Origin of the sequence: Arthrobacter sp. G119Y2 (assembly GCF_038069765.1) — a bacterium.
In the GTDB taxonomy this organism is placed as follows: Bacteria; Actinomycetota; Actinomycetes; order Actinomycetales; family Micrococcaceae; genus Arthrobacter_B.
This window is the reverse complement of the sequence record NZ_JBBPFS010000005.1, coordinates 127,864-154,079: the sequence shown is the minus strand read 5'-3', so window position 1 is coordinate 154,079 and position 26,216 is coordinate 127,864. Positions and strand designations below refer to the sequence as shown.

The following is a 26,216-nucleotide window of genomic DNA, read 5'->3' as shown; positions in this document are numbered from 1 at the left end:
TCTAAAAAGGTGCGCTGGCTTGGGAGGAAGCGTTAGTCCTCGACCGGGGCTGCGCCCTTGTCCTGGTCAGTTCCGCCGCCGCCGGTGACGCCGCCGGCGTGTGCGGAGATCTTGTCAAAGAAGCCGTACTCCAGTGCTTCCTGGGCCGTGAACCACTTGTCGCGGTCGTTGTCCTTCAGGATGGTCTCGACAGTCTGGCCGGTCTGCTCAGCCGTCAGTTCGGCCATGACCTGCTTCATGTGAAGAATCAGTTCTGCCTGGATGCGGATATCGGAAGCGGTGCCGCCGATGCCGCCGGAAGGCTGGTGCATGAGGATGCGGGCGTGGGGCGTTGCGTAGCGCTTGCCCTTGGTGCCGGAGGAGAGCAGGAACTGTCCCATGGAGGCGGCCAGGCCCGTTGCCACGGTGACGACGTCGTTCGGGATGAACTGCATCGTGTCGTAGATGGCCATGCCGGCCGTCACGGATCCGCCGGGAGAGTTGATGTACAGGAAGATATCCTTGTCGGGATCCTCTGCGGAGAGCAGCAGCAGCTGAGAGCAGATGGCGTTGGCGTTGTCGTCACGCACTTCCGAGCCCAACCAAATGATCCGCTCGCGCAGCAGACGATTGTAGATGTAGTCGTCCCGGCTCGCCGGGTCCACCGTTGCCATTGTGGGTGTGTTGGGTGCAATTGCCATACTGAGTGACCTCTCGCTCTGGCGGGGTACAGAACCGCTAACCGCGTCAGCTGGTCCCGCCGTTTATCTCTCCTAGGACACTAACCTGTCAGGGCAGCGATCTGCTCCCGATTTGCGGGCTGTTCGCTGACGGCGCACGATGCCCGTCACAGCCTGCAGAAGGGCAAATCACAGGGCCAGCGGCAGCCGGTGCCTCGCGTGCACTCCGTTCAGCACCGGTTAAACGACGGCGCCGCCCGCCCTTTCGGGCAAGCGGCGCACATCGGTGAATCAGTTTTCTCCCGGAGGGGAAATTATGCCTTGTCGCCCTTGGACTCTTCGGCAACCTCGGCCTCGGGGGCTTCGGCTTCCGCAGCGGGTGCTTCTTCGCCGGCGGGGCGGACGAAGTCGCTGAGGTCGATCTCAACGCCTGCGGTGTCGGTGACCTTGGCCTGCTCGAGGACCTTGGCAAGGGCCTTGCGGCGGCGGACTTCGCCAACCATCATCGGGACCTGGCCGCTCTGGTCAATCAGCTGGGCGAACTGGTTCGGATCCATGCCGTACTGGCCGGCAGCGGAGACGATGTAGTCGATCAGCTCGTTCTGGCTGACACCTACCTCTTCCTTGTCGGCAACAGCGTCAAGGATGATTTCGTTCTTGAAGGCAGCTGCGGTGTTCTCGCGAACTTCGGCGCGGTGCTCTTCGGTGTCGTGGTCTTCGCCCTGGGACTGCGCGCTCTCCGAGCTGAAGTGCTGCTCCAGCTGCTCTTCGATGACGGACTCCGGAACCGGAACCTCGATCATTTCCAGCAGCTTCTCCAGGACCTTGTCGCGGGCCTCGACGCCCTGCTCCATCAGCTTGGACTCTGCTGCGCGCTTGGTCAGGTCTTCGCGAAGTTCTTCGATGGTGTCGAATTCGCTGGCCAGCTGGGCGAAGTCGTCGTCGGCCTCGGGAAGCTCGCGCTCCTTGACAGCCTTGACGGTCACCGTGACGGTGGCGTCTTCGCCGGCGTGCTCGCCGCCGGCCAGCTTCGTCTCGAAGGTTGCCGATTCGTCAGCGGACAGGCCGGTGACTGCTTCGTCCATACCCTCGAGCATGGTGCCTGCGCCTACCTGGTAGGAAAGGTCTGCAGCGGAATCGATTTCCTCGTCGCCAACCTTGGCAACGAGATCCATGGTGAGGAAGTCGCCGTCGGCGGCGGGACGGTCAACGCTCTTGAGCGTGCCGAAGCGGCCGCGCAGTTCGTCCAGTGCCTTGGTGACGTCGTCGTCGGAGGCTTCAGCCGGCTCGACGGTGACCTCGAGGCCGGAGTAGTCCGGGAGTTCGATTTCCGGGCGGATGTCCAGCTCGACGTTGAAGACCAGCTGGCCCTCGTCGGTTGCCGGGTCCGGAACTTCGCTGATTTCAACCTCGGGGCGGCTCATCGGACGGATACCCGTTTCCGATACAGCTTCCTGGTAAAAACCGTTCAGGCCGTCATTGATGGCGGTTTCCAGAACGTAGCCGCGGCCGACGCGCTGGTCGATGAGCCTGTTGGGGACCTTGCCCTTGCGGAAGCCAGGCACCTGCACCTGGGTGGCGATGGTCTTGTAGGCCTCTTCGATGCTCGGCTTCAATTCCTCAAACGGAACTTCGACAACGAGCTTTACCCGCGTGGGTGTGAGGTTTTCTACAGCGCTCTTCACAGCGTAGTTCTCCTGAGGGTTCTGGGATTGGGTCTGCACCATGTGTACTACAGAGTCGGGGTGACAGGATTTGAACCTGCGACTTCCTGCTCCCAAAGCAGGCGCTCTTCCAAGCTGAGCTACACCCCGTCAGTGCACCTGACAGCCTACCGGCATGCAGGGCCTTGTGCACAATTGAGTGTGGCCCGGCCCTCCCTCAGGTGTGGTTCGGGATTGGATTACCGAACCGCTGATTTCCCGTGCTAAGGTAAAACCTGCCTTAGGGCGCCGGGGATGTAGCTCAATGGTAGAGCCTCAGTTTTCCAAACTGATCACGCGGGTTCGATTCCCGTCATCCCCTCTGCAAAATATAACCGGCAGCAGCCGGCTTCGAAAGGGTCCTCCGCTTCTGCGGGGGGCCTTTTTCTTTGCCCGGCCTTGTCCACTCTTGTTTGCACCCCCTGCGCCTTCCGCTTCCCGCTCCCCCGGGACCGTTAGACTTTTCCATGATCCAGCCCACCAGCTCCGCGGAGGTGAACGAGATGCCCCAGCCCGAAGCTCCAACAAGCTCCACCGGGTTGCCGCTGACCGCGGACCAGGTGAGTGCGGCACTGCGCCGGGAAGGCCTCCGCGCCACCATTCCCCGTCTGGACGTCTACCGGGCCCTCGCAGCGTCTGGCGGCCACAGGTCGGCGGACGATCTGGCGGGAATGCTGGCAGTGGACGGCGGGGGTGTTCAGCGCACAAGTGTCTACAACGCCCTGCGGGCGCTGGTGGACGCGGGACTCGTCCAGGTGGTGCAGGCCGGACCCGGAACCACCCTGTACGAGCTGAACGGCGGAGACCACCACCATTTCCTCTGCCGGGAGTGCGGGACCATTACCGACGTTCCCTCAGGCAGCGAAGTACCGCCGCTGCTGGATATCGAAATCCCCGGAGCGCGCGTGGATTCCGCACAGGTGGTGCTGCGGGGAACCTGTGCCGGCTGCCTGAAGCTGCCGGCCTAAAGCGAAGCTGTCGGCCTAAAGCGCTTTCTCTTCGCACAACTCTTCCCTGACGCAGAACGGCTGTATCGGCTCTTGTGGTCCGGTTCGTCTGGCTTAGACATACGACGGCGTCCCGTAACCTCCTCCTCTTTCGCCTCCCTGAACCGGCGCTGAGCCCTGAACCGGCACTGAGCCCTCCCCTGTCGCACTCCCCTGTCGCATTCCCCTGTCCAAGGCGGTTCTGAGACCAGACGACCGCCAGCTTCCCGCCGCCGCTCCAAGCAACCCGGGTCGCTCCAAGCAACCCGGACAGCCCCGAATCCATACGAATCGATGCGGGAGTATTTTCTCGGACAAGTCGAGTAGGTGACCGGTAGGCTGATTCCCCGAAAACAGTGGTCTATCTCACTAAAATGGAAGATATGTACTACTCCCCAGCTGTTGAGGACGAAGTCACCCGAAGCGAAGCGGCCACTACTGCCGGCTCTCCGGCAACAGCGGGATCGGCGAAAGCTTCGGAACCCGCCAAGTGCCCGGCAGCGTTCGAACCGGCAGGGAACCCTGCGGCGCTGGAGACGGCGGAGCGGGTGCGGCTGATCGATGAGATCCGTGCTCTGGAGGACCTCAAGAATGTCATCACGGCTGCGCAGGCCCGTGCCGCGGCTGCCTTTGATGCTTCCATCCGCACCGCCCAGGCCGCCGCCGGGCTGAAGGCTGATCAGCTGGGGAAGGGTGTTGCCGCGCAGATCGCCCTGGCCCGGCGGGAGTCCCCGCACAACGGGGCGAAGCTGCTGGGCCTGGCCCGGATCCTCACCACGGAAATGCCCCATACCCTGCACGCGCTGACTATCGGGGTGATCAGTGAGTGGCGGGCCACGGTCCTGGTCCGGGAGACCGCCTGCCTGTCCCTGGCCGACCGGCAAAGGGTTGATGAACTGGTGGCCGGGGATCCGGGTGAGTTGGAGCAGCTCGGGGACCGGCAGCTGATCGCGAGGATCAAGTCCCTGTCCTACGGTCTGGATCCGCATGCGGTGGTGAAGCGTGCTGCGCATGCGGTCTCGGAGCGGTTTGTGTCCTGCCGGCCGGCGCCGGACACCATGACGTGGGTGACGGCCCTGCTGCCGGTATCCCAGGGAGTGGGCGTGTATGCGGCCCTGACGCGGGAAGCGGACCGGCTCCGGGCAACCGGGGACCCCCGGTCGAAGGGCCAGATCATGGCCGACACGTTCGTGGAACGCACCACCGGGCAGGCTCGGGCGGAGGATGTCCGGGTTGAGGTGCAGCTGATCATGACGGATCAGGCTCTGCTGCACGGAATCCTGCCGCCGGAAGACGGAATCCTGCCGCAGGAAGACAAGGCCCAGCGGAAACACGAACGGCACCAGGAAAAGGCGCAGCAACAGGAACGCGAGCAGCAACAGGAACGCGAGCAGGAACAGGGGCAAAGCCGGGACCGAGAGTCAGTGGAAGCCGCAGGCTCCTTTGTCCCGGCCGGGGCGGAACCGGCGATTCTGGCCGGTTACGGGATCGTTCCGGCGCAGTGGGCCAGGGACTTGATCCGCGGACCAAACCCGGAATCGGAATCGGAACCGGGTCGTAGGGATGACACGAATAGCCCGGGAAGCCCGGGAAGTCCGGGAGGCCGGGGAGATCCGGGACGCCCGGCTGGCAGACCTGATGGCCATCCAGCCGAAAGTACAGGCACCTGTTGGGGTACGCCTCCGGCCCGCCCGGATCCGCGGACCGAAGTCTGGCTCCGCCGCCTCTACGTCACACCGGACACCGGACAGCTCACCGCGATGGATTCCCGAGCCCGGCTGGTACCCCGCGGCCTGGCCCGACTGATCGCCGCACGGGACCAGGTTTGCCGGACCCCGTGGTGCGGAGCACCCATCCGACACTACGACCACGTTCAGCCCGTCCGCGAAGGCGGGCCCACCAGCGCGGAGAACATCCAGGGCCTGTGCCAGGCCTGCAACCAGGCCAAGGAAGCACCAGGCTGGGAAGCACACGTTGAAGTTGCCGCTGCCTGGACACCGCCGCCGGAACGGCACACAGTTCTCACCAGGACACCCACCGGACACACCTACCGCTCCACTGCGCCGAAGCTCCGTTCAGCAACGCCGAATCTGCCGAATTTGCCGGCATCCTAAGAATGCTTGGATCAGCGCGCCTGGCAGACGGGGCACCAGTAGAGCTTCCGGGCCCCCATTTCAGTGCCGGCAACCGTCGTTCCGCATTTCCTGCAGGGCAGGCCCGTGCGCTGGTAAACGTAATGGGCGTCCTCCCGGGGTACGGGCTCGTCGTCGCTCTGCCGATCAGCGGGAAGAGTCGTGATGATCCGGCCCTGCGCCACGCCGTCGTTCATGACCTTAACTATGTCCGCCCACAGTGCTGCCGCCTCGTCTTCACCCACGGCTTTGCCCAGCCGCCAGGGAGAGAGCCGCTGCCGGAAAAGCACTTCGGCACGGTAAACATTCCCCACTCCGGCCAGGATCTCCTGATTCATCAGCAGCAGGCCCACCGGCGAACCGCGCCGCCGCAACCGGGCGGAGAACTCCGCAGAATCCGCGCCGTCCTGCAACGGATCCGGCCCGAGGCGCGCAACGACGGCAGACTTCTCGGCCTCGGTTATTACTTCGCACGCCGTGGGTCCGCGAAGGTCCGCCCACCCGTTCGGCGAAACCATCCTTACGCGGACAGCACCTTTGGGGACGGGCGGACCGGCATACGCGACGCCGTCGTCGTCGGAGGCAATCTCCCGCTCCCCCACTTTCCGGGGCGCACCAATGCTGGAAGCACCGAGGAAGCTCGAGTCGCCGCCAAAATCGAAGGCTCCGTACAGCCCAAGGTGGATGCGCAGGAACAGATCGTTGTCGAAGGCAAGAAAAAGCTGCTTGCCATGTGCCTCAGCGTTGACGAGGACGTGCCCGTCCAGCCGCGCAGCTCCGGCAGCGAAGCGCCCCTGCGGGCTGGATACTTCAAGCCGCCGGCCGGAAAACACCGAGTTGAACTGCCGGGCCAGCCGGTGAATCGAATGCCCTTCCGGCATCAGTACACCTCGGGCATCACGGGACCGCGATGGTTCCGGTGGTTTCGTATTCGGCGATCTTCGCGATCCGGCGGTTGTGGCGCTCGGCGTTGCTGTAAGGCTCGGCCAGGAAAGCCTCGATAATCTCCGTGGCTTCTTCGACAGTGTGCTGGCGGCCGCCAACGGCGACTACGTTGGCGTTGTTATGCTCACGGGCCAGCTTCGCGGTCGACAGATTCCAGGCCAGTGCCGCACGGACGCCGCGAACCTTGTTGGCAGCAATCTGCTCCCCGTTGCCGGAGCCTCCCAGCACAATGCCCAAAGCCTCGACGCCGCTCTGCTGATCGACCACCACTGCCTCGGCAGCCGCGATGCAGAATGCGGGATAGTCATCCTCTGCGTCGTAGACCTGCGGACCGTGGTCCACCATGTCGTAGCCCTTGTTGCGGAGGTGGGCCAGAAGGTGGGCACTGAGTTCCATGCCCGCGTGGTCGGTAGCAATGTGGACGCGCATGTTCCATCCGTTTCGTGTGGTGGGGAAATCCTGCGGTTCCAGCCTAGCCGGTGTCCGGTAGGCACAAATAATGCGTCACACAGCTGCCTGGACCGGCCGGCCACAGGAGAAGGCCCTATTTTTCTCCCGCAAATCTGCCGTTCCTTTCTTTCCTAAGCACCAACCAGTGAGACAATGTTGCAATTGTTATAAGTCGTCAAGCCGATTTCCACGGGACGGCAGACACCCCTTCGCATATTGGAAAGGCAACACCTTGCCAGGTATGAATCTCACGCGCTCAGAAGCCCGTGAACGCGCAGAACTGATCAGTGTCGATTCCTATGACGTGAATCTTGACCTCACGCGCGGAGACGAGGTCTTCGGAAGCACCACCGTGGTTCGGTTCTCCGCGCGGCAGGGCGCTTCCACCTTCATCGACGCCGTCACCGCGTCCATACACCGCATCACGCTGAACGGCGTAGATCTGAATGTCGGGGAAGTGTCCGACGGCGTACGCATCCAGCTGCCCAACCTCGCCGCTTCCAACGAACTCGTTGTCGAGGCCGAAGCCTTCTACATGAACACGGGCGAGGGCCTGCACCGCTTTGTGGACCCGGTGGACAACGAGGTGTACCTCTACTCCCAGTTCGAGGTCCCTGACTCCCGCCGCATGTTCGCTGTCTTTGAACAGCCCGATCTGAAGGCCGCCTTCCGGTTCACGGTGACGGCGCCGTCGCACTGGGACGTCATTTCCAACTCCCCCACCCCGGAACCGGTTCCGGCCGGATCCTTGGAAGAAGCCGGAAAGAACGCCACCTGGTCCTTCGACCCGACACCGCGGATCTCCTCCTACATCACGGCGCTGATCGCCGGACCGTACCAGTCCGTCCGCAGCGAACTCACCAGCTCTGACGGCCGCGTCATCCCGCTGGGCGTTTTCGCCCGCAAGTCGCTGATGCAGCACCTGGACGCGGAGAATGTATTCGAACTGACCCGGCAGGGCTTCGAGTTCTACGAAAAGCAGTTCGGCACGCCGTACCCGTTCGAGAAGTATGACCAGCTCTTCGTCCCCGAGTTCAACGCCGGAGCCATGGAAAACGCCGGAGCGGTGACGTTCCTCGAAAGCTACGTCTTCCGTTCCCGCGTTCCCGACGCCACCGTGGAACGCCGCGCCGTCACCATCCTGCACGAGCTGGCCCACATGTGGTTCGGCGACCTCGTCACCATGCGCTGGTGGAACGACCTGTGGCTGAACGAGTCCTTCGCCGAATTCATGTCCACGCTCGCCGCAGCCGACGCCACCGAATTCAAGCAGTCCTGGACCACCTTCGCCTCCATGGAAAAGGCCTGGGCCTACCGCCAGGATCAGCTGCCCACGACCCACCCCATCGTCGCCGAAATCCGCGACTTGGAAGACGTGCAGGTCAACTTCGACGGCATTACCTACGCCAAGGGCGCCTCGGTCCTCAAGCAGCTTGTCGCCTGGGTAGGCCAGGACCAGTTCATGGCCGGCGTGCGCGAGTACTTCGGTAAGCATGCCTGGGGCAACACCGAGCTCAAGGACCTGCTCTCGGAACTGGAAGCGGCCAGCGGACGCGATCTGAAGGAATGGTCCGAGCTGTGGCTGGAGACCGCCGGCGTGAACACGCTGCGCCCCGAGCTGGAAGTGGACGACGACGGCGCCATCACCTCGTTCGCCGTGCTCCAGAGCGCCGTGGCCGAGTACCCGACGCTTCGCCCGCACCGCCTCGCCATTGGCTTCTATGACAGCGGCGACGACGGCAAGCTGCACCGCACGCACCGGGTGGAGCTGGATATTGACGGCGAACGGACCGAGGTCGCCGAGCTCGTGGGCCGGCAGCGTCCGGACCTGCTGCTGCTGAACGACGATGACCTGGCCTACGCCAAGATCCGTCTGGACGACAAGTCGGAGCATACGGCCGTCCGCCGCCTGCGCGACATCTCCGAGTCCCTGCCCCGTACGCTGGTCTGGGCCTCCGCCTGGGACGCAACGCGCGACGGCGAGATCCCGGCCCGCAACTATGTGGAACTGGTGCTGCAGAACATCGGCTCGGAGTCCGACTCCTCGGTGGTCCAGGTCCTGCTGCGCCAGCTCGCAACCACCCTGGCCTTCTACGTTGCACCGGCCGACCGGGAGCCCATGACCGCCGCTGCGGCGGACAGCCTGTGGGAACTGGCCAGCGCGGCAGCACCCGGATCCGATTCGCAGCTGCAGTTTGTGAAGTCCTTCGCCGGCCACGCCGTCTCGGATGAACATCTGGACGCGCTGGCCGGGCTGCTGTCCGGGGACCAGACGCTGGAAGGCCTGAACATCGACGCGGACCTCCGGTGGGAGCTGCTGACAGGCCTAGTGGCCGGCGGTCGCATGGATGAAGCCGACATCGCTGCCGAGCTGGACAAGGATGCCACGGCCACCGGCCAGCTCGCCGCCGCCATGGCACGTGCTGCCCTTCCCTCCGCCGATGCCAAGGCAGCTGCCTGGGAAGCTATTGTGGAGCGCACCGATATGCCCAACGCCGCCCAGCGTTCGGCAATCGTGGGCTTCAGCCGGGTCCATGACACGTCACTGCTCGAGCCCTACGCCGAGAAGTACTTCGCTGCCGTACGCGATGTGTGGAGCACACGGACCCACGAGATCGCGCAGCAGATCGTCACCGGCCTCTACCCGTCCCGGCTGACGACTCAGGCCACAGTGGATGCCACGGACGCCTTCCTGGATTCCCTGGGCGACGAAGCGCCCTCGCTGCGCCGGCTCATTCTGGAAAGCCGCGACGGCGTGGTCCGCGCCCTGAAGGCCCAGGCCGCCGACAAGTAGGCCGGACCGGCAAACCACAGTCCCGTGCTCCGCGGCATGCAGCATGCACACCGCGGAGCACAGGACCGAACGGTTGAACAGGTCCTCCAGTCAGCAGGTCCTTCAGCCGGCAGGTCCATCAGTGAGCGCCGGCACGAACGCAAACACAGGAAAGAGGGTCAGCCGCCATGAATCTCTCCGAACACAGCTACGCCGTTTCCCTGGAATGGACGGGCAACCGCGGAACCGGCACTTCCGGCTACCGAAGCTACGGCCGCGACCACATTGTGCGGGCGGACGGGCTGCCGGATCTCGCCGGAACGGCTGACCCCACGTTCCACGGCGACCGCGACCGCTGGAACCCGGAACAGCTGCTGCTCACTGCGCTCTCCCAGTGCCACATGCTCTCCTACCTGCATGTCGCAGTGAAGAACGGCATCACCGTCCTGGCCTATACAGACGACGCCGAGGGCACCCTTCGGCTGAACCGGGACGGCAGCGGCGAGTTCACCGGCGCCGTGCTTCGCCCAAAGGTGACGGTTGCAGCGGGGAACCCGGCAACTACGGCGGATGAGCTGCACGCGGAGGCCAACCGGATGTGCTTCATTGCGCGCAGCGTGAACTTCCCGGTGCTGCACAAGCCTGAAATTATCGTGGCCGGGAGCTGACTGCAGCAGGAACTACACCGTGTCCAGGGCCTGCAGGAGGACTGTTTCCCGGGCCGCCGACAGTCCTGACTTCCGCTCACGGAACAGCCCGCGTTCCTGTTCGTCCTCCAGCAGGTCGCGGACCGTCTGTTCCACCGGGCGCAGGGTAAGCCCGGCCGCCAGCGCTGCCTCATTCGACCGCGTGGAAAACCCGTCGTAACCGTCTTCCGGCAGCCACAGCGGCAGGGAGTCATTCCCGGCCCAGTACGCCACCCCCTGCTCATGGAGCCACTGGGGATCGGCACTGCGGTAACTGCCGTGGAAGCCGGATGCGTCGGCAGACAGTGTCAGCAACTCACCAAAGGGCACGGACGGCCCCATGGTGTTGAAGCTGCCGGTTCGGGCCTCCTCGGCTCCGGTGACGAGCCACAACGCCAGGTCGCGCACGTCAATGGTCTGGGTCATGACTTCGGCGGTGGAGGGGATCAGCACCGGGCTGCGTTCCTGGGCCAGCCGCGCCGGCCAGTACCCGAAGCGGTCACTGTCATCTTCCGGTCCTGCAATCAGGCCCGGGCGGGTCACCAGGACCTTCGCCGGGCCCAGCTCCTTGACCAGGTTCTCGCAGGCGACCTTCGCCTCGCCGTACTCGCTGTCCGCCGGATCCGGGTAAACGCCGTCGACGGCCTCCAGCGGTGCCAGCAAACCAGCGCTTTCGTCGGCACCCGGGACATCGTGGGCGGCGTAGACGGAGGCACTGGATACGAAGGACCAGTGGCTGCTCTGACCTGCCAGCGCCTGCAGCGCCTCCCGTACCTGCTGCGGCCTGCGGGCGACGTCGATCACTGCGTCCCAGCCGCCGTCGAGCTGTTCGTAGGCGCCGGGCCCGGCGTCGCGGTCGGCAGTTACGAAAGCGGCACCGGTCACGGGCGGGCCTGATTCCCCCCGCGCCAGACAGGTGACGTCGTGGCCCCGGGCAACGGCCTGCCGGGCGACCTCACGGGAGAGAAAGACGGTTCCGCCAAGAATAAGGATGCGCATGTTCGGAGCCTATCCCGGTAGCCTTGTCTGTGCCCGCAGCTTGCTTCCCAACACGGCAGCTCGCTTCCCAAAAACGAAAGGGACGGTATCCGTCCGTTGCTGACCGCCGCTGAAATTGACACGTCGTCCATTACGATCGAGGACTTTGACTGGTCGGGCCTGATCCAGGCCGGCATCATCATTGTTGTTGGCATGCTCGTCTGGACGGCCGCGAGATTCCTGATCAACCGCGTTGTTCAGCGCGCGCAGAAGGGGTACGCCCTCTTCAGCTCCTCGAAGCTGAAATGGGCCCAGCCAGTCATGCGCAACCTGGACAAGAAGCGCCGTGCCCAGCGTGCTGACACCATCGGCGCGCTCCTGCGCAGTGCCGTGAGCCTGTGCATCTGGACCGTGGTCATCATCATGGTGCTCGGAGCCGTTGGCCTGGATATTGCTCCGCTGATCGCCAGTGTGGGGATCGTCGGCATTACCCTCGGTTTCGGTGCACGCGAGCTCATCCGTGACGCCCTGGCCGGGTTCTTCATCACCATCGAGGACCAGTACGGCATCGGCGACGTGATTGAAGTGGGCGACACCATTGGAACCGTCCAGTCGGTCGGCATCCGGATCACGCGAATCGTCGATGCCCGGGGCGTCATTTGGTACATCCGCAACGGTGAGCTGGCAAAGGTTGGCAACCGGTCGCAGGGCAACTTCCACGAGTCGGCCGGAGAGCCGGAGCAGGGTCCGGCCGCCGACGCCGACGCCGGTTCGGCACCTGCCGCTGCCGCGCCCGCGGCAGCGCCGGCCGCCCCGGTTTCCCAGTCCGCAGCCTCCAGCAAGGGAGAATCACGGTGACCACACCGGCAACACCTTCCGAGAACCGGCCTCCGCTGCCGGTATCATCCGTAGCGCCGGCAGCGTCCCGGCTGCCGCTTTCCGGCCAGCCCGGATTTGCCCAGCCGGCCTACACCGAGAACTTTTACGAGGCGGTCGGAGGGCACGAGACGTTCGTCAAGCTCGTCAACGTCTTTTACGACGGCGTCGCCGAGGACCCCCTCATGCGTCCCATGTACCCGGAGGAAGACCTCACGGATGCCAAGGAGCGCCTGCTGCTGTTCCTGGAGCAGTACTGGGGCGGTCCGCGGACGTACTCGGAGCAGCGCGGGCATCCGAGGCTGCGGATGCGTCACATGCCTTTCACCGTCAGCCCCCAGGCCCGCGATGCCTGGCTGCATCACATGCGCGCCGCCGTCGATTCCCTGGAGCTGTCCCCGCTGCACGAAGCAACCCTCTGGGACTATCTGGAACGGGCGGCCCACTCCATGGTGAACTCCGCCTGAACCACGCCGGAATCCCCAGATTAAACCGGATCCCCTGGATCGAGTCAGAAGCCCAGCACGGACGCCGAGCGGACCAATACGTGTCCGCGCGGCATGCTCAGGCGGGTCCACCGCCCTGAACGGAAGGTGGCGGCGTTCCCGCCGAATTCGCTGTCGTCCGCCGTGGGGAGGAAGCCAAGCGTCAGTGCCGCGAATGCCGCCCCCGCCGGTATGACCGCTTCCGTGTCCGGCAGCCGCTGGCCCCAGACGGCCCCCCGCGCGGTGCTGACTACGGGTGCACCGGAACTGGTCGGAACCAGCGCCGCCACTTCCCGGATGCCCCGGTGGGCCGCCTGCTCCAGCAGTTTGAAGGGAACATCTGCTCCCCGCTCCCATCCGCTGCGGGGAGCGCCCACCCCCGTCCAGCTCTCGGTGACCGTCATGGGCGGCACCGGGAGCACGGTATCGGCCGCCTCCATGCGGGCCAGCCGGTCGGCAACGGAGGCGAGGGAGACCACGGTGTCGAGCTGCGCCGGCTCCGCCAACGGCATGGTACGCATGCCCAGAACGGTGGGGATGTCCTCCCCCAGCGCACGCGGCCGCAGCACGCACACGTAGGCAGCGAGCACGGAGCCGACAGCCTGCAGCCGCACAGCTCCGTCATCTGCCGCCCGGGCGCGGATCACGAACGTGCGCAGGTCCGCTGTGACCTGCGGGTCGGCCAGAGCGAGCCCGGCGGGAGCTGCAGGAACCCCTTCGATCCCGGCGGTCATCGGCCTGCTCCGCTCGGCTCGGCGGCAGCAGTTGCCTCCGCGGCAGCAGTTGGCCGGGTGTGCCCCGCGGCGCCGCTCCGGAACGGAACCGCCTCGCCGCGCCAGCTTTCCAGAACCTTGACCTGCAGATCGGACAACGGCAGCGGACGGCCGCTCTGCGCGTCGGCCATCACCAATGTGCTCTGCGCAAGGGCATAAACCCGCCCGCCGTCGTCGTCGGCGATCCGGAAGCCGTAGGTGAGGCTGGAGCTGCCGATGCCGGTGACCCAAATCTCAACCCAAACGGGTGCCTGCCGGTAAACCAGCGGCGCCAGGTACTCGATTTCCTGCCGTGCCACGACGGCCATCCCGGACTGCGCAGTGAGAGAACGGAAGTTTTGCTCTCCGTCACCGGGCGACAGCAGATCCCCCAGCGGCATCAGGCCGAGCCGCACACGCGCCTCCTCCAGGAACTGGACAAAGCGCACGTTGTTCACATGTCCGTTGGAATCCTCGTCGCCGAAGCGCAGCTGGACCGGAAAACGATTGATAGGCATGAGCCCATCCTCTCAAACCCGCGGGCCAACCGCGTAAACCTCCGGCTTGGGGGTTCCCTGCGGGTGCGTCTAATCTCGAAGAGGGGCCCGGCACGCAGCCGGCGTCCTTCCCCACCGCTGAGTTTGCCCGAGGAGACTAACCACTCATGGCCCTAGACGACACCGTCGACCCCACCACGTCACTGCTGAACCTGCTGAACCTCAGCCCTGCGGACGGTGCCCAGACGGACGAGGACATCTTCGTTGGCGGTTCGCAGCCGGAACCGCAGAAGCGGGTCTTCGGCGGCCAGGTCCTGGGACAGTCGCTCGTCGCTGCGGCAAACACTGTGGAGCCCGGCCGTCTGATGCACTCCATGCACGGATATTTCCTCCGTCCCGGAGACACCGAGGTTCCCATCACCTTCGGTGTCCAGCGGTTGCGGGACGGCCGCTCATTTTCTGCCCGCAGGACCCATGCCTACCAGAACGGCGTCCCCATCCTGTCGATGATCGCGTCCTTCCAGGAGCCAGGCGAGGGCTTGGACCACCAGGTCGAGATGCCCGAGGGCATTCCCGATCCCGAATCCCTGCCAACCACCGCGGAGCTGCTCCGGGGAATTGACCATCCGGTCGCCAAGGCCTGGTCGCACCGGCGGCCGATGGACATCCGGCACGTCGAAAAGCCGGTGTACTTTGAGGCCGGACCGGACAAGGTTGCCCGCAACGCCGTCTGGATGAAGTCCTTCGGTCCGCTGCCCGATGACCAGAACCTGCAGCGTGCCGCGCTGGCCTATGCCAGCGATTACACCCTGCTCGAATCGGTGCTGCGCCGCCACGGGCTGGCCTGGTCTACCCGCGGCATGTCCGTCGCCAGCCTTGACCACGCCATGTGGTGGCACCGGCCCCTGCGGGTGGACGACTGGCTGCTGTACGTCCAGGAGTCCCCCAGCGCTTCGGGAGCCCGCGGCCTGGCCAGCGGCCGGATCTTCAACCGCGCCGGCGAGCTCGTTGCCACCGTGGCCCAGGAAGGCATGGTGCGGGTTCCGGACCTGCCGTAGGCACCCCCGGCACCCCGGCTTTCGCCGGACGCCCCCGCTCACCCCATACAAAAGAACCCGCTCCGGTGCACGGAGCGGGTTCTTTTGCGTGATGCGGCAAAGAGAGCCGCAGTATTTCCTAGTCGCGCGTCAGACGGCGGTGGGTCACCCGGTGCGGCTTAGCTGCATCCGGTCCCAGGCGCTCGATCTTGTTCTGCTCGTACGCCTCGAAGTTGCCTTCAAACCAGTACCAGTTTGCCGGGTTCTCCTCGGTGCCCTCATAGGCCAGGATGTGCGTGGACACCCGGTCCAGGAACCACCGGTCGTGCGAGACCACCACGGCGCAGCCGGGGAATTCCAGCAGCGCATTCTCCAGGCTGGAGAGGGTTTCGACGTCGAGGTCGTTAGTGGGCTCATCGAGCAGGAGCAGGTTGCCACCCTGCTTCAGGGTCATGGCGAGGTTCAGGCGGTTGCGCTCACCACCGGAGAGCACACCGGCCTTCTTCTGCTGGTCCGGTCCCTTGAAGCCGAAGGCGGAAACATAGGCACGCGAGGGCATTTCGACCTGGCCGACCTGGATCCAGTCATGTCCTTCGGACACGACTTCCCACAGGCTCTTCTCCGGATCAATGCCGCCGCGGGACTGGTCCACGTAGGAGATCTTGACGGAGTCACCGATCTTCAGGTCACCGCCGTCGAGCTCTTCCAAACCGACAATGGTCTTGAACAGCGTGGACTTACCCACACCGTTCGGGCCGATCACTCCGACGATGCCGTTGCGCGGCAGCGAGAAGGACAGACCCTCGATGAGCTGGCGGTCGCCGAAGCCCTTCTGCAGGTCCTTGGCCTCCAGCACGAGCGAACCCAGGCGCGGGCCCGGCGGGATCTGGATTTCTTCGAAGTCCAGCTTCCGCGTGCGGTCAGCCTCGGCAGCCATTTCCTCGTAGCGGGCCAGACGGGCCTTCGACTTGGTCTGGCGGCCCTTGGCGTTGGAACGGACCCAGTCCAGTTCCTCCGTCAGGCGCTTGGCCAGCTTCTGGTCCTTTTTGCCCTGAACCTCCAGGCGTGCCCGCTTCTTTTCCAGGTACGTGGAGTAGTTGCCTTCGTACGGGTAGAGGTGTCCGCGGTCCACTTCGGCGATCCACTGGGCCACATGGTCCAGGAAGTACCGGTCGTGGGTTACGGCCAGAACGGCACCGTGGTACGCCGACAGGTGCTGCTCGAGCCACAGCACGCTCTCAGCATCCAAGTGGTTAGTGGGCTCGTCGAGGAGCAGCAGGTCAGGCTTCTGCAGCAGCAGCTTGCACAGTGCTACGCGGCGCCGCTCACCACCTGAAAGCAGCGTGACATCCGCTTCGGGCGGCGGGCAGCGCAGTGCGTCCATGGCCTGCTCGAGCTGGGAGTCAATATCCCAGGCGTCGGCGGCGTCAATGGCCTCCTGCAGCTTGCCCATTTCGTCGAGCAGGCTGTCAAAGTCAGCGTCCGGCTCGGACATTGCTTCTGAAATTTCATTGAACCGCTGGATTTTTGCATAAATCTCGCCAACGCCCTCCTGGACGTTGCCGAGTACGGTTTTCTCCTCATTCAGCGGCGGTTCCTGGAGCAGGATGCCCACGGTGTAGCCGGCGCTGAGCCGGGCCTCACCGTTGGAAGGGGTATCCAGTCCGGCCATGATCTTGAGGATGGTGGACTTACCCGCACCGTTGGGACCCACCACGCCGATCTTGGCACCGGGGTAGAAGGACATGCTTACGTCGTCGAGGATAACTTTGTCGCCAACGGCCTTGCGGGCCTTGGTCATCGTGTAGATAAATTCCGCCATATAACTAAGGCTAGTGCGTCAACTGCGATAAGTGCCATTTGGCACGGGGCCCGCCGGGCCGGGGGGTCTACCGCTGGTCCCCCACAAAGCAGTATCCCGACTCGAGCACCGGAAGGGCGGACACCGACACCTGACCCTCACGCACTTCCCCGAAGAGGCAGGTGTCCCCTTGTGCGGCCGCTCCCCGGATGGAGTCCACGGCCAGCCCGGTGGGTGTACGGTCCAGTGAGACTTCCACCGAGCCGGCAGTGAAACCCGCGTCGGTGAAGGCCCGGCTGATCTCATCGCGGTTGGGGCTGGGCTTCGATGCGGCGAGCGCCGTCAGGGTGGTTGTCAGTGCGTCAGCACTCACCTCCGCTGCCACCGGAACGGGCGGGAGGGCAGGCACCGCAAGCGCGGCAGCCTCCACCGGCGTTGACGTGCCCGAAGTTGCCGGCACCGCCGCCGGGGCAAGCAGCGCCGCTGATCCAGCCAACAGAACGGTCAGGGTCAGCAGGGGCCGGCGGCTGCGCGGTGCACGAATCATCCGCCCATTGTGCCATGCCCCCGCCCGGATGCCTCGGCGGCGGCAGCCGCAGCGGCAAATGGATCGTCGGTACTGTCGCGCGTGTCCGTGAGGGTTTCCCCGCTGCTGTCCGTGCCGACCAGCTCACCGGTCTCCAGGTCCACATCCGCCGGGAGATCATCGGCCGCAGATTCTTCCCCACCGGAGACGCCGGTGGAAGCACGGTCCTGGACGTTGCGCCGGTAATTGGCGGTGCCCCACATCAGGTCGTGCCCTACGGTCTCCGCATCGATGTCAACGGAGGTACCGCTGCGCCCGTCGTCCAGTGCCCACTGGCGAACTTTCAGCCGTCCGGCCACGATGACCCGATCGCCCTTGTGGATGCTGAAGGCCGCGTTGGTGGCCAGTTGCCGGAACAGGCTGACCGAGTACCAGTTGGTCTGGCCGTCCACCCAGCTTCCGGCTTCCCTGTCATAGCGCCTCTCTGTGGAGCACATCCGGAAACTGGCAATGGCCAGTCCGCTGTCTGCAGTGGTGCTCCGGACTTCCGTGGCCACATACCCCCGCACGGTGATGGTGTCGCTCATAGTGCTGCCCGCCTGCCTCGTTTTCTCGTTGTGGGTGGTTTTCTCGTTGGTGTGCTGAGCCCGCCGGTATATGCGGACACGAGAAAGTCTGGCTGCGCGGGGACACCGGCGGGCGGCGGCAGTGCAAACTGTGGATAGACGGCGCGGTCCCGGGAGCTGTGGAGGAGCGCGGACATGGGCTTTGAGCAGTCCTGTGGGATCCGGTCCCAAAGGACGCTCGTTTTACTACAAAAAGCTTCTCCGTTTAAGCGAAAAAAGACCGATGTCCCAACCCCAAGCGTTTTCGCTGCGAGTTGGAACCTCAGTCATTTGCGTGCCCCCGGCAGGATTCGAACCTGCGACCAAGAGATTAGAAGGCTCCTGCTCTATCCCCTGAGCTACGGAGGCGACCTGTCGATAATACTACGCAGCGGCCCCAACTCATCCACAAGGGACCCCTGCCCGGCAGCAACTTGGCTGCAGCGGCGGTGGGCAGGCACCACAAAGGCCCCGCAAACAAATATTTTCGCCGCAGCTGCATCCAAACCCGGGCCGCCGGAAGTAGAGGGGGTGTAAGCAACACCACATTTTCACCGGCCGGTGGAGATGCGACCAGCAAGGAGACATCATGCGCAAGACCGTCACCGCCCTCGCAGCAGCTGCAGGCTTGACCGCCGGAGTCGGGTTCCTCACCCCGGCGGCAGCCGCAGACACGGCCCAGCTCTCCGTCCTTCACGCCGTGCCTGACACCACGGTTGATGTGTACGTCAACGGAGCACTGACCCTGGACGATTTCACGCCCGGAACGCTTGCCGGACCGCTTGACCTGCCGGCGGGCAGCTACGAGCTGGCCATCACCGCTCCGGACGCCGCGGATGCCTCCGCACCGATCATCGGCCCGGTCACCGTGGAAATGGCTGCAGGAGGCAACTACACCGCCGTGGCGAATCTCGATGCCGCCGGTGCACCCACCGCAAACTTCTACACCAACGACCTCTCCACCGTGGCTCCGGGCAAGTCGCACCTGACCGTGCGGCACACTGCGGCGGCTCCCGCCGTCGACGTCCTGGCCGGGGGCACACCGGTGATCACCGGACTGGAGAACCCCGGCGAGGAGACTCTTGCTGTCGACGCCGGCACCGTGTCCGCCTCGGTGGCGGCAGCGGGAACCACCGAGCCGGTCATCGGCCCGGCCGATCTCACCCTGCCGGAAGGCACCCATACCTTCGTTTACGCGTGGGGCTCACTCGAGGCCGGAAACCTCGCGCTGGCCACCCAAACCATCGAAGGCATGGAATCGGCACCGAATGCCGTGCCCGGCGCCCTGGTTTCCTCACAGGAGGACAACGGGCAGGTACTGGCAGCCGGAGCCGGTCTTGCGGTAATGCTCCTGACCGGTGCTGCAGTAGCGGTGCGCCGCAACAGCGCCGCCGCCGCTTCCCGCCGGTAGGTCCGGACTAAGTCCGAATCCCGGTCCGGACTTACCGGCAGCGGGGCCGCCTTCCCGAGCATCTGCTCCGAAGGGCGGCCCCGCTGCGCCGGCGAACTGCAAAATCCAAACTGCACTACCTGAAAGGCCCACCGCATGTTCCGCCCAGCCCCTGCCCGCCGCCTGCTGGCCGCCGCTGTTCTGGCGGGCGCCCTGGTCACCGGTTCCACTGCCTGCGGGCAGGAAAACGGGAACGGATCCGTTCCGCCCGGCGCCGTCGGTCCCGCAGCCACTTCCGCCGTCCCCGCCCCGTCTCCGGCGGCTGCCGTCCCCGGCCCCGCTCCGGATCCCGCTGCCATCCCCCTCCGTCCCGCAGTACAGGAAGCCGCTGCCGTCATCCCACAGCCGGTGCGGGTCCAGGTCGAGGGAACCGGAATCGACCTTGAAGTGATCCCGGAAGGAGTCGAAGCCAACGGTGCGATGGCCCTGCCGGACAACCACTATCAGGCGGCCTGGTACCGCTACGGTCCGGCCCCCGGCGCCGGGGAAGGTTCCAGCGTGCTGGCCGCCCACGTGGATTCGCGCACCGAAAAGCTGCCGATTGCCCGGCTCAAGGATGTAACCCCGGGAACCGTCCTGACCGTTACCCGGGAGGACGGCTCCGTCCTGCGGTATGCAACGGAAGGGGTGGAGAACATCGCCAAGAGAAGTTTGGACGGGCACCGCCTGTTCGACCGTACGGGATCACCGCGGCTAAAACTCGTCACCTGCGGCGGGGAATGGCTGGAGGCGCAGGACGACTACGAAGATAACGTCGTCCTGACGGCGGCACCGCTATCATAGGGAAAACCGCCGACCCCGCGGGCGGGCCGGCCGGCCGCGCCCTCAACGGCCGGCGCCCCGAGATGAGGAGACCGCACCCGATGCCACCCGGTTCCGTGGAGCAGGACACGGTCCTTGACCGTGACTTCGCTGCGGGCAGCGAGACGGCCCTCGCGGAGGCGTACCGGCGGTTTGCTCCCCTGATCCGGTCGCTGGCTCTGCGGCGGCTGTTTGATCCGGCTGCCGCAGACGACGTCGTACAGGAAGTCTTCATCCGGGCCTGGAAATACCGGGCGAGCTATGCTCCGGAACAGTCCGGTCTGTTGTCCTGGCTGGTCGGGATCACCCGCAATGTCGCGTCCGGGATGGGTGCCTCCCGCGGCCGCGAAGTGAGTGTCTGGGAAACCGCCGCTTCCCAGCGGAGGGATGAGGCCGACGACGGCGCGGGCAATCCCGACCGGGTCGCCGACAGGGTGGTAATCGAGGCGGAACTCGATCGGCTCGGTGAACCGCAGGGGTCAATCCTCCGGCTGGCCTTCCACGATGACCTGACCCACCAACAGATTGCCGACCGGCTCGAAATGCCGCTCGGAACCGTTAAAAGCCATATACGCCGAAGCCTCGTTCACCTGAGGCAAAGATTGGAGGTAAGTGATGCAGCACCTGCATGATGACGCGCTCACTCTCCTGGCGTTGGGCGAAACAGCCACCGATGACGAAGCCGCCCACTTGGAGCAGTGTCCCCGCTGCCGTGCGGACCTCGGATCCTTTTCCCGGGTTGTCACTGCCGCCCGGCGGGCAGGCGCCGGGGAGTACGACGACGCCGGGCCGGCGGGCACCGCCGCTCCGGAGCGGAGCAGCCCTGCTTCTCGCCTGCCGGCTCCCGCCCCGTCGGTCTGGGCGGGCATCCACCGCGAACTGAACCTGGGCGATGACGTTCGGCAGGACCCGCTGACAGCAGGCGCTCCCGCCACCCCCTCAGCTGCAACTTCATCTGCAGCCGATAAGCACGCTGCCTCCGGCGCTTCCGTGGTCTCCCTTGCGGCTGCCCGCCGCAGGAGGACCCGAACCTGGCTGGCCGCCGCGGCAGCCGCCGTCGTTGTCGCCGGAGCCGGCACATGGGGAGCGCTGCGCGCCGTGGATCCGGTTCCCGGCCCGGAGCTGGTGGCGTCGGCGGAGCTGGCTCCCCTGGCGTCGTACTCGGATACCGGGAGCGCCGTCATCGATCAGCTGCCGGACGGCAGCCGTGAACTCGTGGTGAGATCCAGCAGCGATGCCGCCCAAGGGTTCCGTGAGGTGTGGCTTTTGGCCCCGGATGCAGCGTCCATGGTCAGCCTAGGCACAATGGAAGGTACCGAGGCACGCTTTGAGCTGCCCGCGGACCTGGATCTGAGCCGGTATCCCGTTGTGGATATTTCCGACGAGCCGTACGACGGCGATCCCGCGCACTCAGGCGACTCGATCCTGCGCGGACAGCTGGATCTGTGACCCCGGCAGGTGCCCCGCCCCGCGGCGTCGATTGCGGCATCGACTGTCCAAACGATTTAGCGCTTTAGTGGAATTTGGTTATTTAGTGAACGTGGTTTCGTAGTGGACGCCGGCAGTGTCGGCGCCGTCATATCGCAGTGGTGGTCCAAGGTCCTCGAGGGTTTTTCGCGCGGCACTCCTGTGGAGACCTCCTGGCCTGTCTTGCTGCTGATTGCACTCGCAGCCGCCGCACTTACCGTTCCGCGGCCCGTGTGGCGGTGGTTCGGGCTCTTCGTCACCTTTGTCCATGAGCTCGGGCACGCATTTGCCGCGCTCACGACGGGGCAGGTGGTAAAAGGGATCCAGCTGAGGTTTGATCATTCCGGGCAGATGCGCAGCATGGGGCGCAGCCGGTTTGCTGCGGCGTGGACAGGTTTCTGGGGTTATCCCGTTCCGGCTGTGACCGGCGCCGTCCTGGTGTGGGCGGCCTTCTCCGGCTGGGCCGGAGCCGCGCTGTCCGCCGGGGCGCTGGTTCTGCTGGCGGCACTGCTCTTCATCCGCAATCTGCAGGGACTCGTTATCGCCTGCGGCTGTGCCGCCGTTTCGGTGCTGCTGGTGTGGTTCGCGTCGCCCGTTGCCGTCTCATGGGCCACGCTGGCGGTGGGAACGGCGCTGCTCGCCGGGGCGGTCCGGGACTGGCTGAAGGTCCTGGGCGTGCATACCCGGCGCCGGCGGTCCCTGCAGAGCTCTGACGCCTACATCCTGTACCAGCGGACGGGTGTTCCGTCGGGGCTGTGGCTGGCAGCCTTTGCCGCGGTCATTGCGGCGTCTGTGGCTGCTGCCCTGTGGCTGGCATTTCCCGCCGGGCGGGGCGCCTGAGCCGGCAGGTCAGTCTTCCGGCGGATCAGTCTTCCGGCAGGGTCACGCGCAGTTCGAGCCGGTGCTGTCCGTCGGGTTCCTGCGTGAAAATCGCTTTGCCGGAAATCCCGGCAAGTCCGTCGGTGCCGGAGCCGGGAATGATGTGGCCGGAGCTCGCGGTCGCCGTTCCTTCGGCCACGCCCCAGTGCTGGATGACCATGGTCCCCTCCCGTCCGGCGATTGAACCGGCGAACACCTCGGAGCAGACATACCCTGCACCAACGGCATTTCCAGCCATGATGAGGTCAGCGACGCTGGTGCCGACGATGTCCCCCTCGAAGATTTTTATGGCGCGGACGGTGGAAAGTTCGCTGTTGGTCCCTTCCACTTGATAAGGGGTCGGTTCCCATTCCGAGACATCAAAATCTGCCGTGATTACGTGTTCTGTTCCGTCGGTCATTTCACCAGTATCCCGTGTCCGACGGCGGATTGCATGCCGCGGCACGGCCGCCGGTAGCCTTATCGCTGTGTCCGAACGGGGCACAGCACCTGCATTACCTAAGGAGAACCACCCGGAATGTCGCAGAAACTGGCCCCTTTGCAGGAGCGCTTCATGCGCCGGAAATCGTTATGGATTTGCTTCGCTCTGGTCCATCTGGTGTTCTTCGCGGCACTGTCATCGCTTATTTTCTCCGGCGGGGTCCTGAGCGACATCAACTTCTACCGGCAGTGGGCTTTTGAGGGGATTAACGACGGCGTCTGGCAGGGAATCAGCAATGACTGGGTTTACCCGATCGGGGCCCTCGTTCCCATGCTGCTGGCTGCGGTGCTGGGCTGGGGCCCGTACCAGCTCGTCTGGTTCCTTCTCTTCACGGCCCTGAACGGTGCCGCCGTCGCCGTCATGAGCAAGCCGGGCACCCCGGCCCGGTACGCCGCGTCCTACTGGTGGCTGGTTGTCACCGGGCTGCTGGGCCCGGTGGCGGTGGGCCGGATCGACGGGCTCACTGCGCCCCTGGTCATCGTCGCCCTGCTCCTGCTGGCCAGCCGCCCTGTGATCGCCTCCGCCCTGCTGGCCTTCGCCACGTGGATGAAGGTCTGGCCGGCCGCCGTCATCCTGGCGGTCCTGGTCACCTGGCGCCGCCGCGCCACCCTGCTGCTGACAGGTGCAGCGGTGTCGGCGGTCATGGCCGGAATCGTCGTTGCCGGCGGAGGCCTCTCCCATCTGCTGTCATTCGTCGGCGCCCAGGGCGCGCGCGGAATGCAGATGGAAGCTCCGTTCACGACGCCGGGCCTGTGGCAGGCGATCCTGGGCGGATCCGATGCCTTTATCTTCGAGGACAAGGTCATCAACACGCGCGAAGTCCGCGGCGCCCTCGGCGAGCCGGTGGCCGCGCTGATGATGCCGCTGCTGGCGCTGGCGGCCCTCGCCGTCGTCGTCCTGCTGTTCTGGGCGATGCGCCGGGGCGCCGACGCCGGGCAGCTGCTGATTGCCGGGTCGCTGGCCCTGGTTTCGGCGTTCATCGTTTTCAACAAGGTGGGCTCGCCGCAGTTCATGCTGTGGCTCGGTGCCGTGGTTGCTGTCGGCGTGGCGTGGGAGGGCCGCAGCTGGCTGGTTCCGGCAATCCTGATGCTGGTGATTGCGCCGCTGACCACCCTGGTGTACCCGATGTTCTATGCCGCCCTGTACAACGACCTGAACGTGGTTGTTGCCCTGCTGCTGACGGTCCGCAACATCCTGCTGCTGGTGCTTTTTGCCTGGTCGCTGCAGCGGATTGTGCGCCTGACGAAGGCCGGCGGCAGCGCCCGCCTCAGCGCACCCGGAGTTCGCCCGGAGACGGCTCTGTAAGCTTCTTGCGGAACAGGACCTTCGTCTTGGGGTCAAGGAAAATCAGGTACATCGCAAAGCCCAGTGCCGTCACGGCAGCAATCTGCCGGGCGGCGCTGAGGCTGAAGTCAAAGTAGGGCCAGATATCCAGCTGGTCGCTGATCGCGTAGACCATGAAGAACGAGACGACCAGGTACAGCGTCTTGACCTGCCAGTCGTTGCGGATACCGGTGACGGCGAACAGCGGAATCAGCCACACCACGTACCAGGACTGGATCATCGGCGCGAGGAGGACGACGGCGGCAAACGCCAGCGTCAGGCGGCGCACCAGCTTGCTGTACTCGCCCACGAACATCTGCCAGAGCACGATGATGATCGAGGTGACGCGGCCCAGCGTGTGCACGATGTCCGCAAACGTCCAGCCGGGAAGGCCCAGGGCGTTGCCCAGCGTGGCGACGAGCATGCCGAGGAACCCGATGGGGGCATACCAGATCCACACGCTGCCCGGGGTGCTCAGCGCACCTACCCAGCCGAAGCCGAATCCGTTGATGATGCCCATGATCCACAGGAGGCCCAGGGCGATCCCGGCGGTCATGAACCAGTAGAGGAACTTGCGCGGCCAGGAGGCCCCCTTGCCGGCCCACATGAGGCCTACGAAGGGCAGCAGAATCAGTGTGATCGGCTTGATGCCCACGGAGAGCGTAATGAGCAGGATGCCCGGAATCGCGCGCTTGGTGGCGGCCAGGTACAAACCGGCCAGTGCCAGCCCGATCATCAGTGCGTCATTGTGGATGCTGGCAATGAAGGTGGTCAGGAACAGCGGGTTGGCTGCGGTGAGCCACAGGGCGCGGTTGGGATTAATGTTGTGCAGTTCGGCGAGTTTGGGCACGTAATACACGCACAGTGCCACCCCGATCAGGGAAATCAGCCGGAAGAGCAGGATGGAGTATTCGGGCTGGCCGTCCGTGACCCGGATGACCAGTTCCTCCATCCACAGAAAGACCGGACCGTACGGCGTCGGGCTCTGTGCCCAGAGGTCGTCGGCGCCGATCTGCAGGTAGTTGGAAATCTGCGAATAGCCGTCCTTGTACGGATTCAACCCGCTGACCATGACCAGCCCCTGCGCAATGTAGGCAAAGACGTCGCGGCTGAAGAGCGGCAGGGCGACGCACATGGGGGCCGCCCACGCAATGATCGCTTTCAGCACCACCGGCCGGCTTTCCGGCCCCCAGGACGTGATGCGCTGGCCCAGCCGCAGCCATGACCTAACGAGGAGCATGCCGCCCAGCGCCAGCAGGAAGACCGAGAGCACTGAGCCCTCGGGTTCAAAGCGCAGCCACATGATGACCGGATTGCGGCGCAGGTCGTAGGAGGCCAGTGACAGCCACCCGACTCCAAGCGAACCTGCGAGCATCATGAGGGAACCAACAAGCCCCTGGATAATCGCGACGTTGGGGTTCTGGGCTTTCGCTGACTCCGTACCCGGAGGCGAAGGCTCGGTCGCGGGGACCTGGGCGGCCATCTGCGTGGTTCCAATCTTTGGTTTCGTACAGTTGCCCGACGGCGTGGCGGCACGGGCCGGGTTACGGCGCAGCCGAATTCACGAGCTGCGGCACGCAGCGGCGACGACCGTCAGTTAGCCCAAATATTAGCACCGCAGGCAGCCCGCGGCCTGGACGGCGGCAGGGACCGCACGGACGCGCCGAAGCCGGAGCACGGGGATGCGGGGAGCGTCACATAGACTGAAATCGGTTTGGATCATCAAGGCAAGGCGGTATGGGCTGTGGGGCGCCACCGGGCAGACAGTGAAGACAGACAACGGCACGACGACGGGCCGCGCCTTACGGCGCCGCAGCCGTCCCCGCTGACGGACAACGCGGCGGCAGACGGAGCCGGAGAAGTTTCCGGAGACAGCGTCAAAGAAGCCGTTCCGGCCGTGGCCGAGCCTGAGCTGCGGCCGCGC

The 26,216-nt window shown here is 65.2% G+C and carries 25 protein-coding genes and 3 tRNA genes; 14 read left to right on the top strand and 14 right to left on the bottom strand.

Annotated elements, in window-relative coordinates:
- Positions 1-32: 32 nt before the first annotated feature.
- From WKB88_RS12485 to WKB88_RS12475, 3 genes are all read right to left on the bottom strand, one after another.
- Positions 33-653: an ATP-dependent Clp protease proteolytic subunit gene (locus WKB88_RS12485; protein WP_152218864.1), complete on the bottom strand. Its 621-nt coding sequence runs from the start codon at positions 651-653 to the stop codon at positions 33-35.
- Between the two features lie 320 nt (positions 654-973).
- Positions 974-2,344 carry a trigger factor gene (tig, locus tag WKB88_RS12480; protein ID WP_341394873.1) on the bottom strand — a complete coding sequence of 457 codons (1,371 nt, stop codon included), beginning with the start codon at positions 2,342-2,344 and terminating at the stop codon, positions 974-976.
- Positions 2,345-2,399: 55 nt separating this feature from the next.
- Positions 2,400-2,473 (bottom strand) — tRNA-Pro (locus tag WKB88_RS12475).
- A gap of 140 nt (positions 2,474-2,613) precedes the next feature.
- Here WKB88_RS12475 and WKB88_RS12470 point away from each other — a divergent pair.
- The 3 genes from WKB88_RS12470 to WKB88_RS12460 all read left to right on the top strand — a co-directional run bounded on the left by WKB88_RS12470 (position 2,614) and on the right by WKB88_RS12460 (position 5,462).
- A tRNA-Gly gene (locus WKB88_RS12470) sits at positions 2,614-2,684 on the top strand.
- A gap of 145 nt (positions 2,685-2,829) precedes the next feature.
- Positions 2,830-3,330 carry a Fur family transcriptional regulator gene (locus WKB88_RS12465; RefSeq protein WP_341394872.1) on the top strand — a complete coding sequence of 167 codons (501 nt, stop codon included), beginning with the start codon at positions 2,830-2,832 and terminating at the stop codon, positions 3,328-3,330.
- Between the two features lie 401 nt (positions 3,331-3,731).
- Positions 3,732-5,462, top strand: coding sequence for an HNH endonuclease (locus tag WKB88_RS12460; RefSeq protein ID WP_341394871.1), 1,731 nt, complete (start codon positions 3,732-3,734; stop codon positions 5,460-5,462).
- Between the two features lie 11 nt (positions 5,463-5,473).
- Here WKB88_RS12460 and WKB88_RS12455 read toward each other — a convergent pair whose 3' ends face one another.
- Together WKB88_RS12455 and WKB88_RS12450 are read right to left on the bottom strand one after the other, a co-directional pair.
- The gene (locus tag WKB88_RS12455; RefSeq protein WP_341394870.1) at positions 5,474-6,361 is read right to left on the bottom strand and encodes an Fpg/Nei family DNA glycosylase; all 888 of its coding nucleotides are present in this window, start codon (positions 6,359-6,361) and stop codon (positions 5,474-5,476) included.
- Positions 6,362-6,377: 16 nt separating this feature from the next.
- Positions 6,378-6,854 carry a ribose-5-phosphate isomerase gene (locus tag WKB88_RS12450; protein WP_341394869.1) on the bottom strand — a complete coding sequence of 159 codons (477 nt, stop codon included), beginning with the start codon at positions 6,852-6,854 and terminating at the stop codon, positions 6,378-6,380.
- Positions 6,855-7,116: 262 nt separating this feature from the next.
- Here WKB88_RS12450 and pepN point away from each other — a divergent pair, with 262 nt between their 5' ends.
- The gene (gene pepN, locus WKB88_RS12445; protein ID WP_341394868.1) at positions 7,117-9,669 is read left to right on the top strand and encodes an aminopeptidase N; all 2,553 of its coding nucleotides are present in this window, start codon (positions 7,117-7,119) and stop codon (positions 9,667-9,669) included.
- Positions 9,670-9,836: 167 nt separating this feature from the next.
- Entirely contained in the window at positions 9,837-10,316 is a 480-nt protein-coding gene (locus WKB88_RS12440; RefSeq protein WP_341394867.1) for an OsmC family protein, read from the top strand.
- A gap of 12 nt (positions 10,317-10,328) precedes the next feature.
- Here WKB88_RS12440 and WKB88_RS12435 read toward each other — a convergent pair whose 3' ends face one another.
- Entirely contained in the window at positions 10,329-11,333 is a 1,005-nt protein-coding gene (locus tag WKB88_RS12435; protein WP_341394866.1) for an NAD-dependent epimerase/dehydratase family protein, read from the bottom strand.
- A 96-nt stretch (positions 11,334-11,429) separates the two neighbouring features.
- Between WKB88_RS12435 and WKB88_RS12430 the strand changes: the two genes are divergently transcribed.
- Both WKB88_RS12430 and WKB88_RS12425 read left to right on the top strand, forming a co-directional pair.
- On the top strand, positions 11,430-12,170 hold the full coding sequence (locus WKB88_RS12430; RefSeq protein ID WP_341394865.1) for a mechanosensitive ion channel family protein: 741 nt from the start codon (positions 11,430-11,432) through the stop codon (positions 12,168-12,170).
- Between the two features lie 35 nt (positions 12,171-12,205).
- Positions 12,206-12,655: a globin gene (locus tag WKB88_RS12425; RefSeq protein ID WP_445818924.1), complete on the top strand. Its 450-nt coding sequence runs from the start codon at positions 12,206-12,208 to the stop codon at positions 12,653-12,655.
- Positions 12,656-12,699: 44 nt separating this feature from the next.
- Here WKB88_RS12425 and WKB88_RS12420 read toward each other — a convergent pair whose 3' ends face one another.
- Both WKB88_RS12420 and WKB88_RS12415 read right to left on the bottom strand, forming a co-directional pair.
- Positions 12,700-13,407: a hypothetical protein gene (locus tag WKB88_RS12420; RefSeq protein ID WP_341394864.1), complete on the bottom strand. Its 708-nt coding sequence runs from the start codon at positions 13,405-13,407 to the stop codon at positions 12,700-12,702.
- On the bottom strand, positions 13,404-13,943 hold the full coding sequence (locus WKB88_RS12415; RefSeq protein ID WP_341394863.1) for an acyl-CoA thioesterase: 540 nt from the start codon (positions 13,941-13,943) through the stop codon (positions 13,404-13,406). Before WKB88_RS12415 ends, WKB88_RS12420 begins: the two co-directional genes overlap by 4 nt.
- Before the next feature lie 146 nt (positions 13,944-14,089).
- Between WKB88_RS12415 and WKB88_RS12410 the strand changes: the two genes are divergently transcribed.
- Positions 14,090-14,980 carry an acyl-CoA thioesterase gene (locus tag WKB88_RS12410; RefSeq protein WP_341394862.1) on the top strand — a complete coding sequence of 297 codons (891 nt, stop codon included), beginning with the start codon at positions 14,090-14,092 and terminating at the stop codon, positions 14,978-14,980.
- A 118-nt stretch (positions 14,981-15,098) separates the two neighbouring features.
- Here the strand turns inward: WKB88_RS12410 and ettA are convergent, their stop codons facing one another.
- From ettA to WKB88_RS12390, 4 genes are all read right to left on the bottom strand, one after another.
- Positions 15,099-16,781, bottom strand: a complete 1,683-nt coding sequence (ettA, locus tag WKB88_RS12405) for an energy-dependent translational throttle protein EttA (protein WP_341394861.1) — start codon at positions 16,779-16,781, stop codon at positions 15,099-15,101.
- A 67-nt stretch (positions 16,782-16,848) separates the two neighbouring features.
- The gene (locus WKB88_RS12400) at positions 16,849-17,307 is read right to left on the bottom strand and encodes a DUF6993 domain-containing protein (RefSeq protein WP_341394860.1); all 459 of its coding nucleotides are present in this window, start codon (positions 17,305-17,307) and stop codon (positions 16,849-16,851) included.
- Entirely contained in the window at positions 17,304-17,873 is a 570-nt protein-coding gene (gene ssb, locus WKB88_RS12395) for a single-stranded DNA-binding protein (RefSeq protein WP_341394859.1), read from the bottom strand. Before ssb ends, WKB88_RS12400 begins: the two co-directional genes overlap by 4 nt.
- A 314-nt stretch (positions 17,874-18,187) precedes the next feature.
- A tRNA-Arg gene (locus WKB88_RS12390) sits at positions 18,188-18,260 on the bottom strand.
- A gap of 220 nt (positions 18,261-18,480) precedes the next feature.
- Between WKB88_RS12390 and WKB88_RS12385 the strand changes: the two genes are divergently transcribed.
- The 5 genes from WKB88_RS12385 to WKB88_RS12365 all read left to right on the top strand — a co-directional run bounded on the left by WKB88_RS12385 (position 18,481) and on the right by WKB88_RS12365 (position 22,449).
- On the top strand, positions 18,481-19,302 hold the full coding sequence (locus WKB88_RS12385; protein ID WP_341394858.1) for a DUF4397 domain-containing protein: 822 nt from the start codon (positions 18,481-18,483) through the stop codon (positions 19,300-19,302).
- Positions 19,303-19,437: 135 nt separating this feature from the next.
- Positions 19,438-20,124 carry a class F sortase gene (locus WKB88_RS12380; RefSeq protein ID WP_341394857.1) on the top strand — a complete coding sequence of 229 codons (687 nt, stop codon included), beginning with the start codon at positions 19,438-19,440 and terminating at the stop codon, positions 20,122-20,124.
- Between the two features lie 80 nt (positions 20,125-20,204).
- On the top strand, positions 20,205-20,774 hold the full coding sequence (locus WKB88_RS12375; protein ID WP_341394856.1) for an RNA polymerase sigma factor: 570 nt from the start codon (positions 20,205-20,207) through the stop codon (positions 20,772-20,774).
- The gene (locus WKB88_RS12370; protein ID WP_341395086.1) at positions 20,758-21,591 is read left to right on the top strand and encodes an anti-sigma factor domain-containing protein; all 834 of its coding nucleotides are present in this window, start codon (positions 20,758-20,760) and stop codon (positions 21,589-21,591) included. The genes WKB88_RS12375 and WKB88_RS12370 overlap by 17 nt, the downstream gene beginning before the upstream one ends.
- 102 nt (positions 21,592-21,693) lie before the next feature.
- Complete coding sequence (locus WKB88_RS12365; RefSeq protein WP_341394855.1) at positions 21,694-22,449, top strand: M50 family metallopeptidase; 756 nt, start codon at positions 21,694-21,696, stop codon at positions 22,447-22,449.
- A 25-nt stretch (positions 22,450-22,474) separates the two neighbouring features.
- On the opposite strand, the gene WKB88_RS12360 is transcribed toward WKB88_RS12365, so the two are convergent.
- Complete coding sequence (locus tag WKB88_RS12360; protein ID WP_341394854.1) at positions 22,475-22,888, bottom strand: DUF3224 domain-containing protein; 414 nt, start codon at positions 22,886-22,888, stop codon at positions 22,475-22,477.
- A 117-nt stretch (positions 22,889-23,005) separates the two neighbouring features.
- Here WKB88_RS12360 and WKB88_RS12355 point away from each other — a divergent pair, with 117 nt between their 5' ends.
- Complete coding sequence (locus WKB88_RS12355) at positions 23,006-24,274, top strand: glycosyltransferase 87 family protein (protein WP_341394853.1); 1,269 nt, start codon at positions 23,006-23,008, stop codon at positions 24,272-24,274.
- On the opposite strand, the gene mptB is transcribed toward WKB88_RS12355, so the two are convergent.
- Entirely contained in the window at positions 24,237-25,775 is a 1,539-nt protein-coding gene (mptB, locus tag WKB88_RS12350) for a polyprenol phosphomannose-dependent alpha 1,6 mannosyltransferase MptB (protein WP_341394852.1), read from the bottom strand. The genes WKB88_RS12355 and mptB overlap by 38 nt on opposite strands.
- Positions 25,776-26,216: the final 441 nt, after the last annotated feature.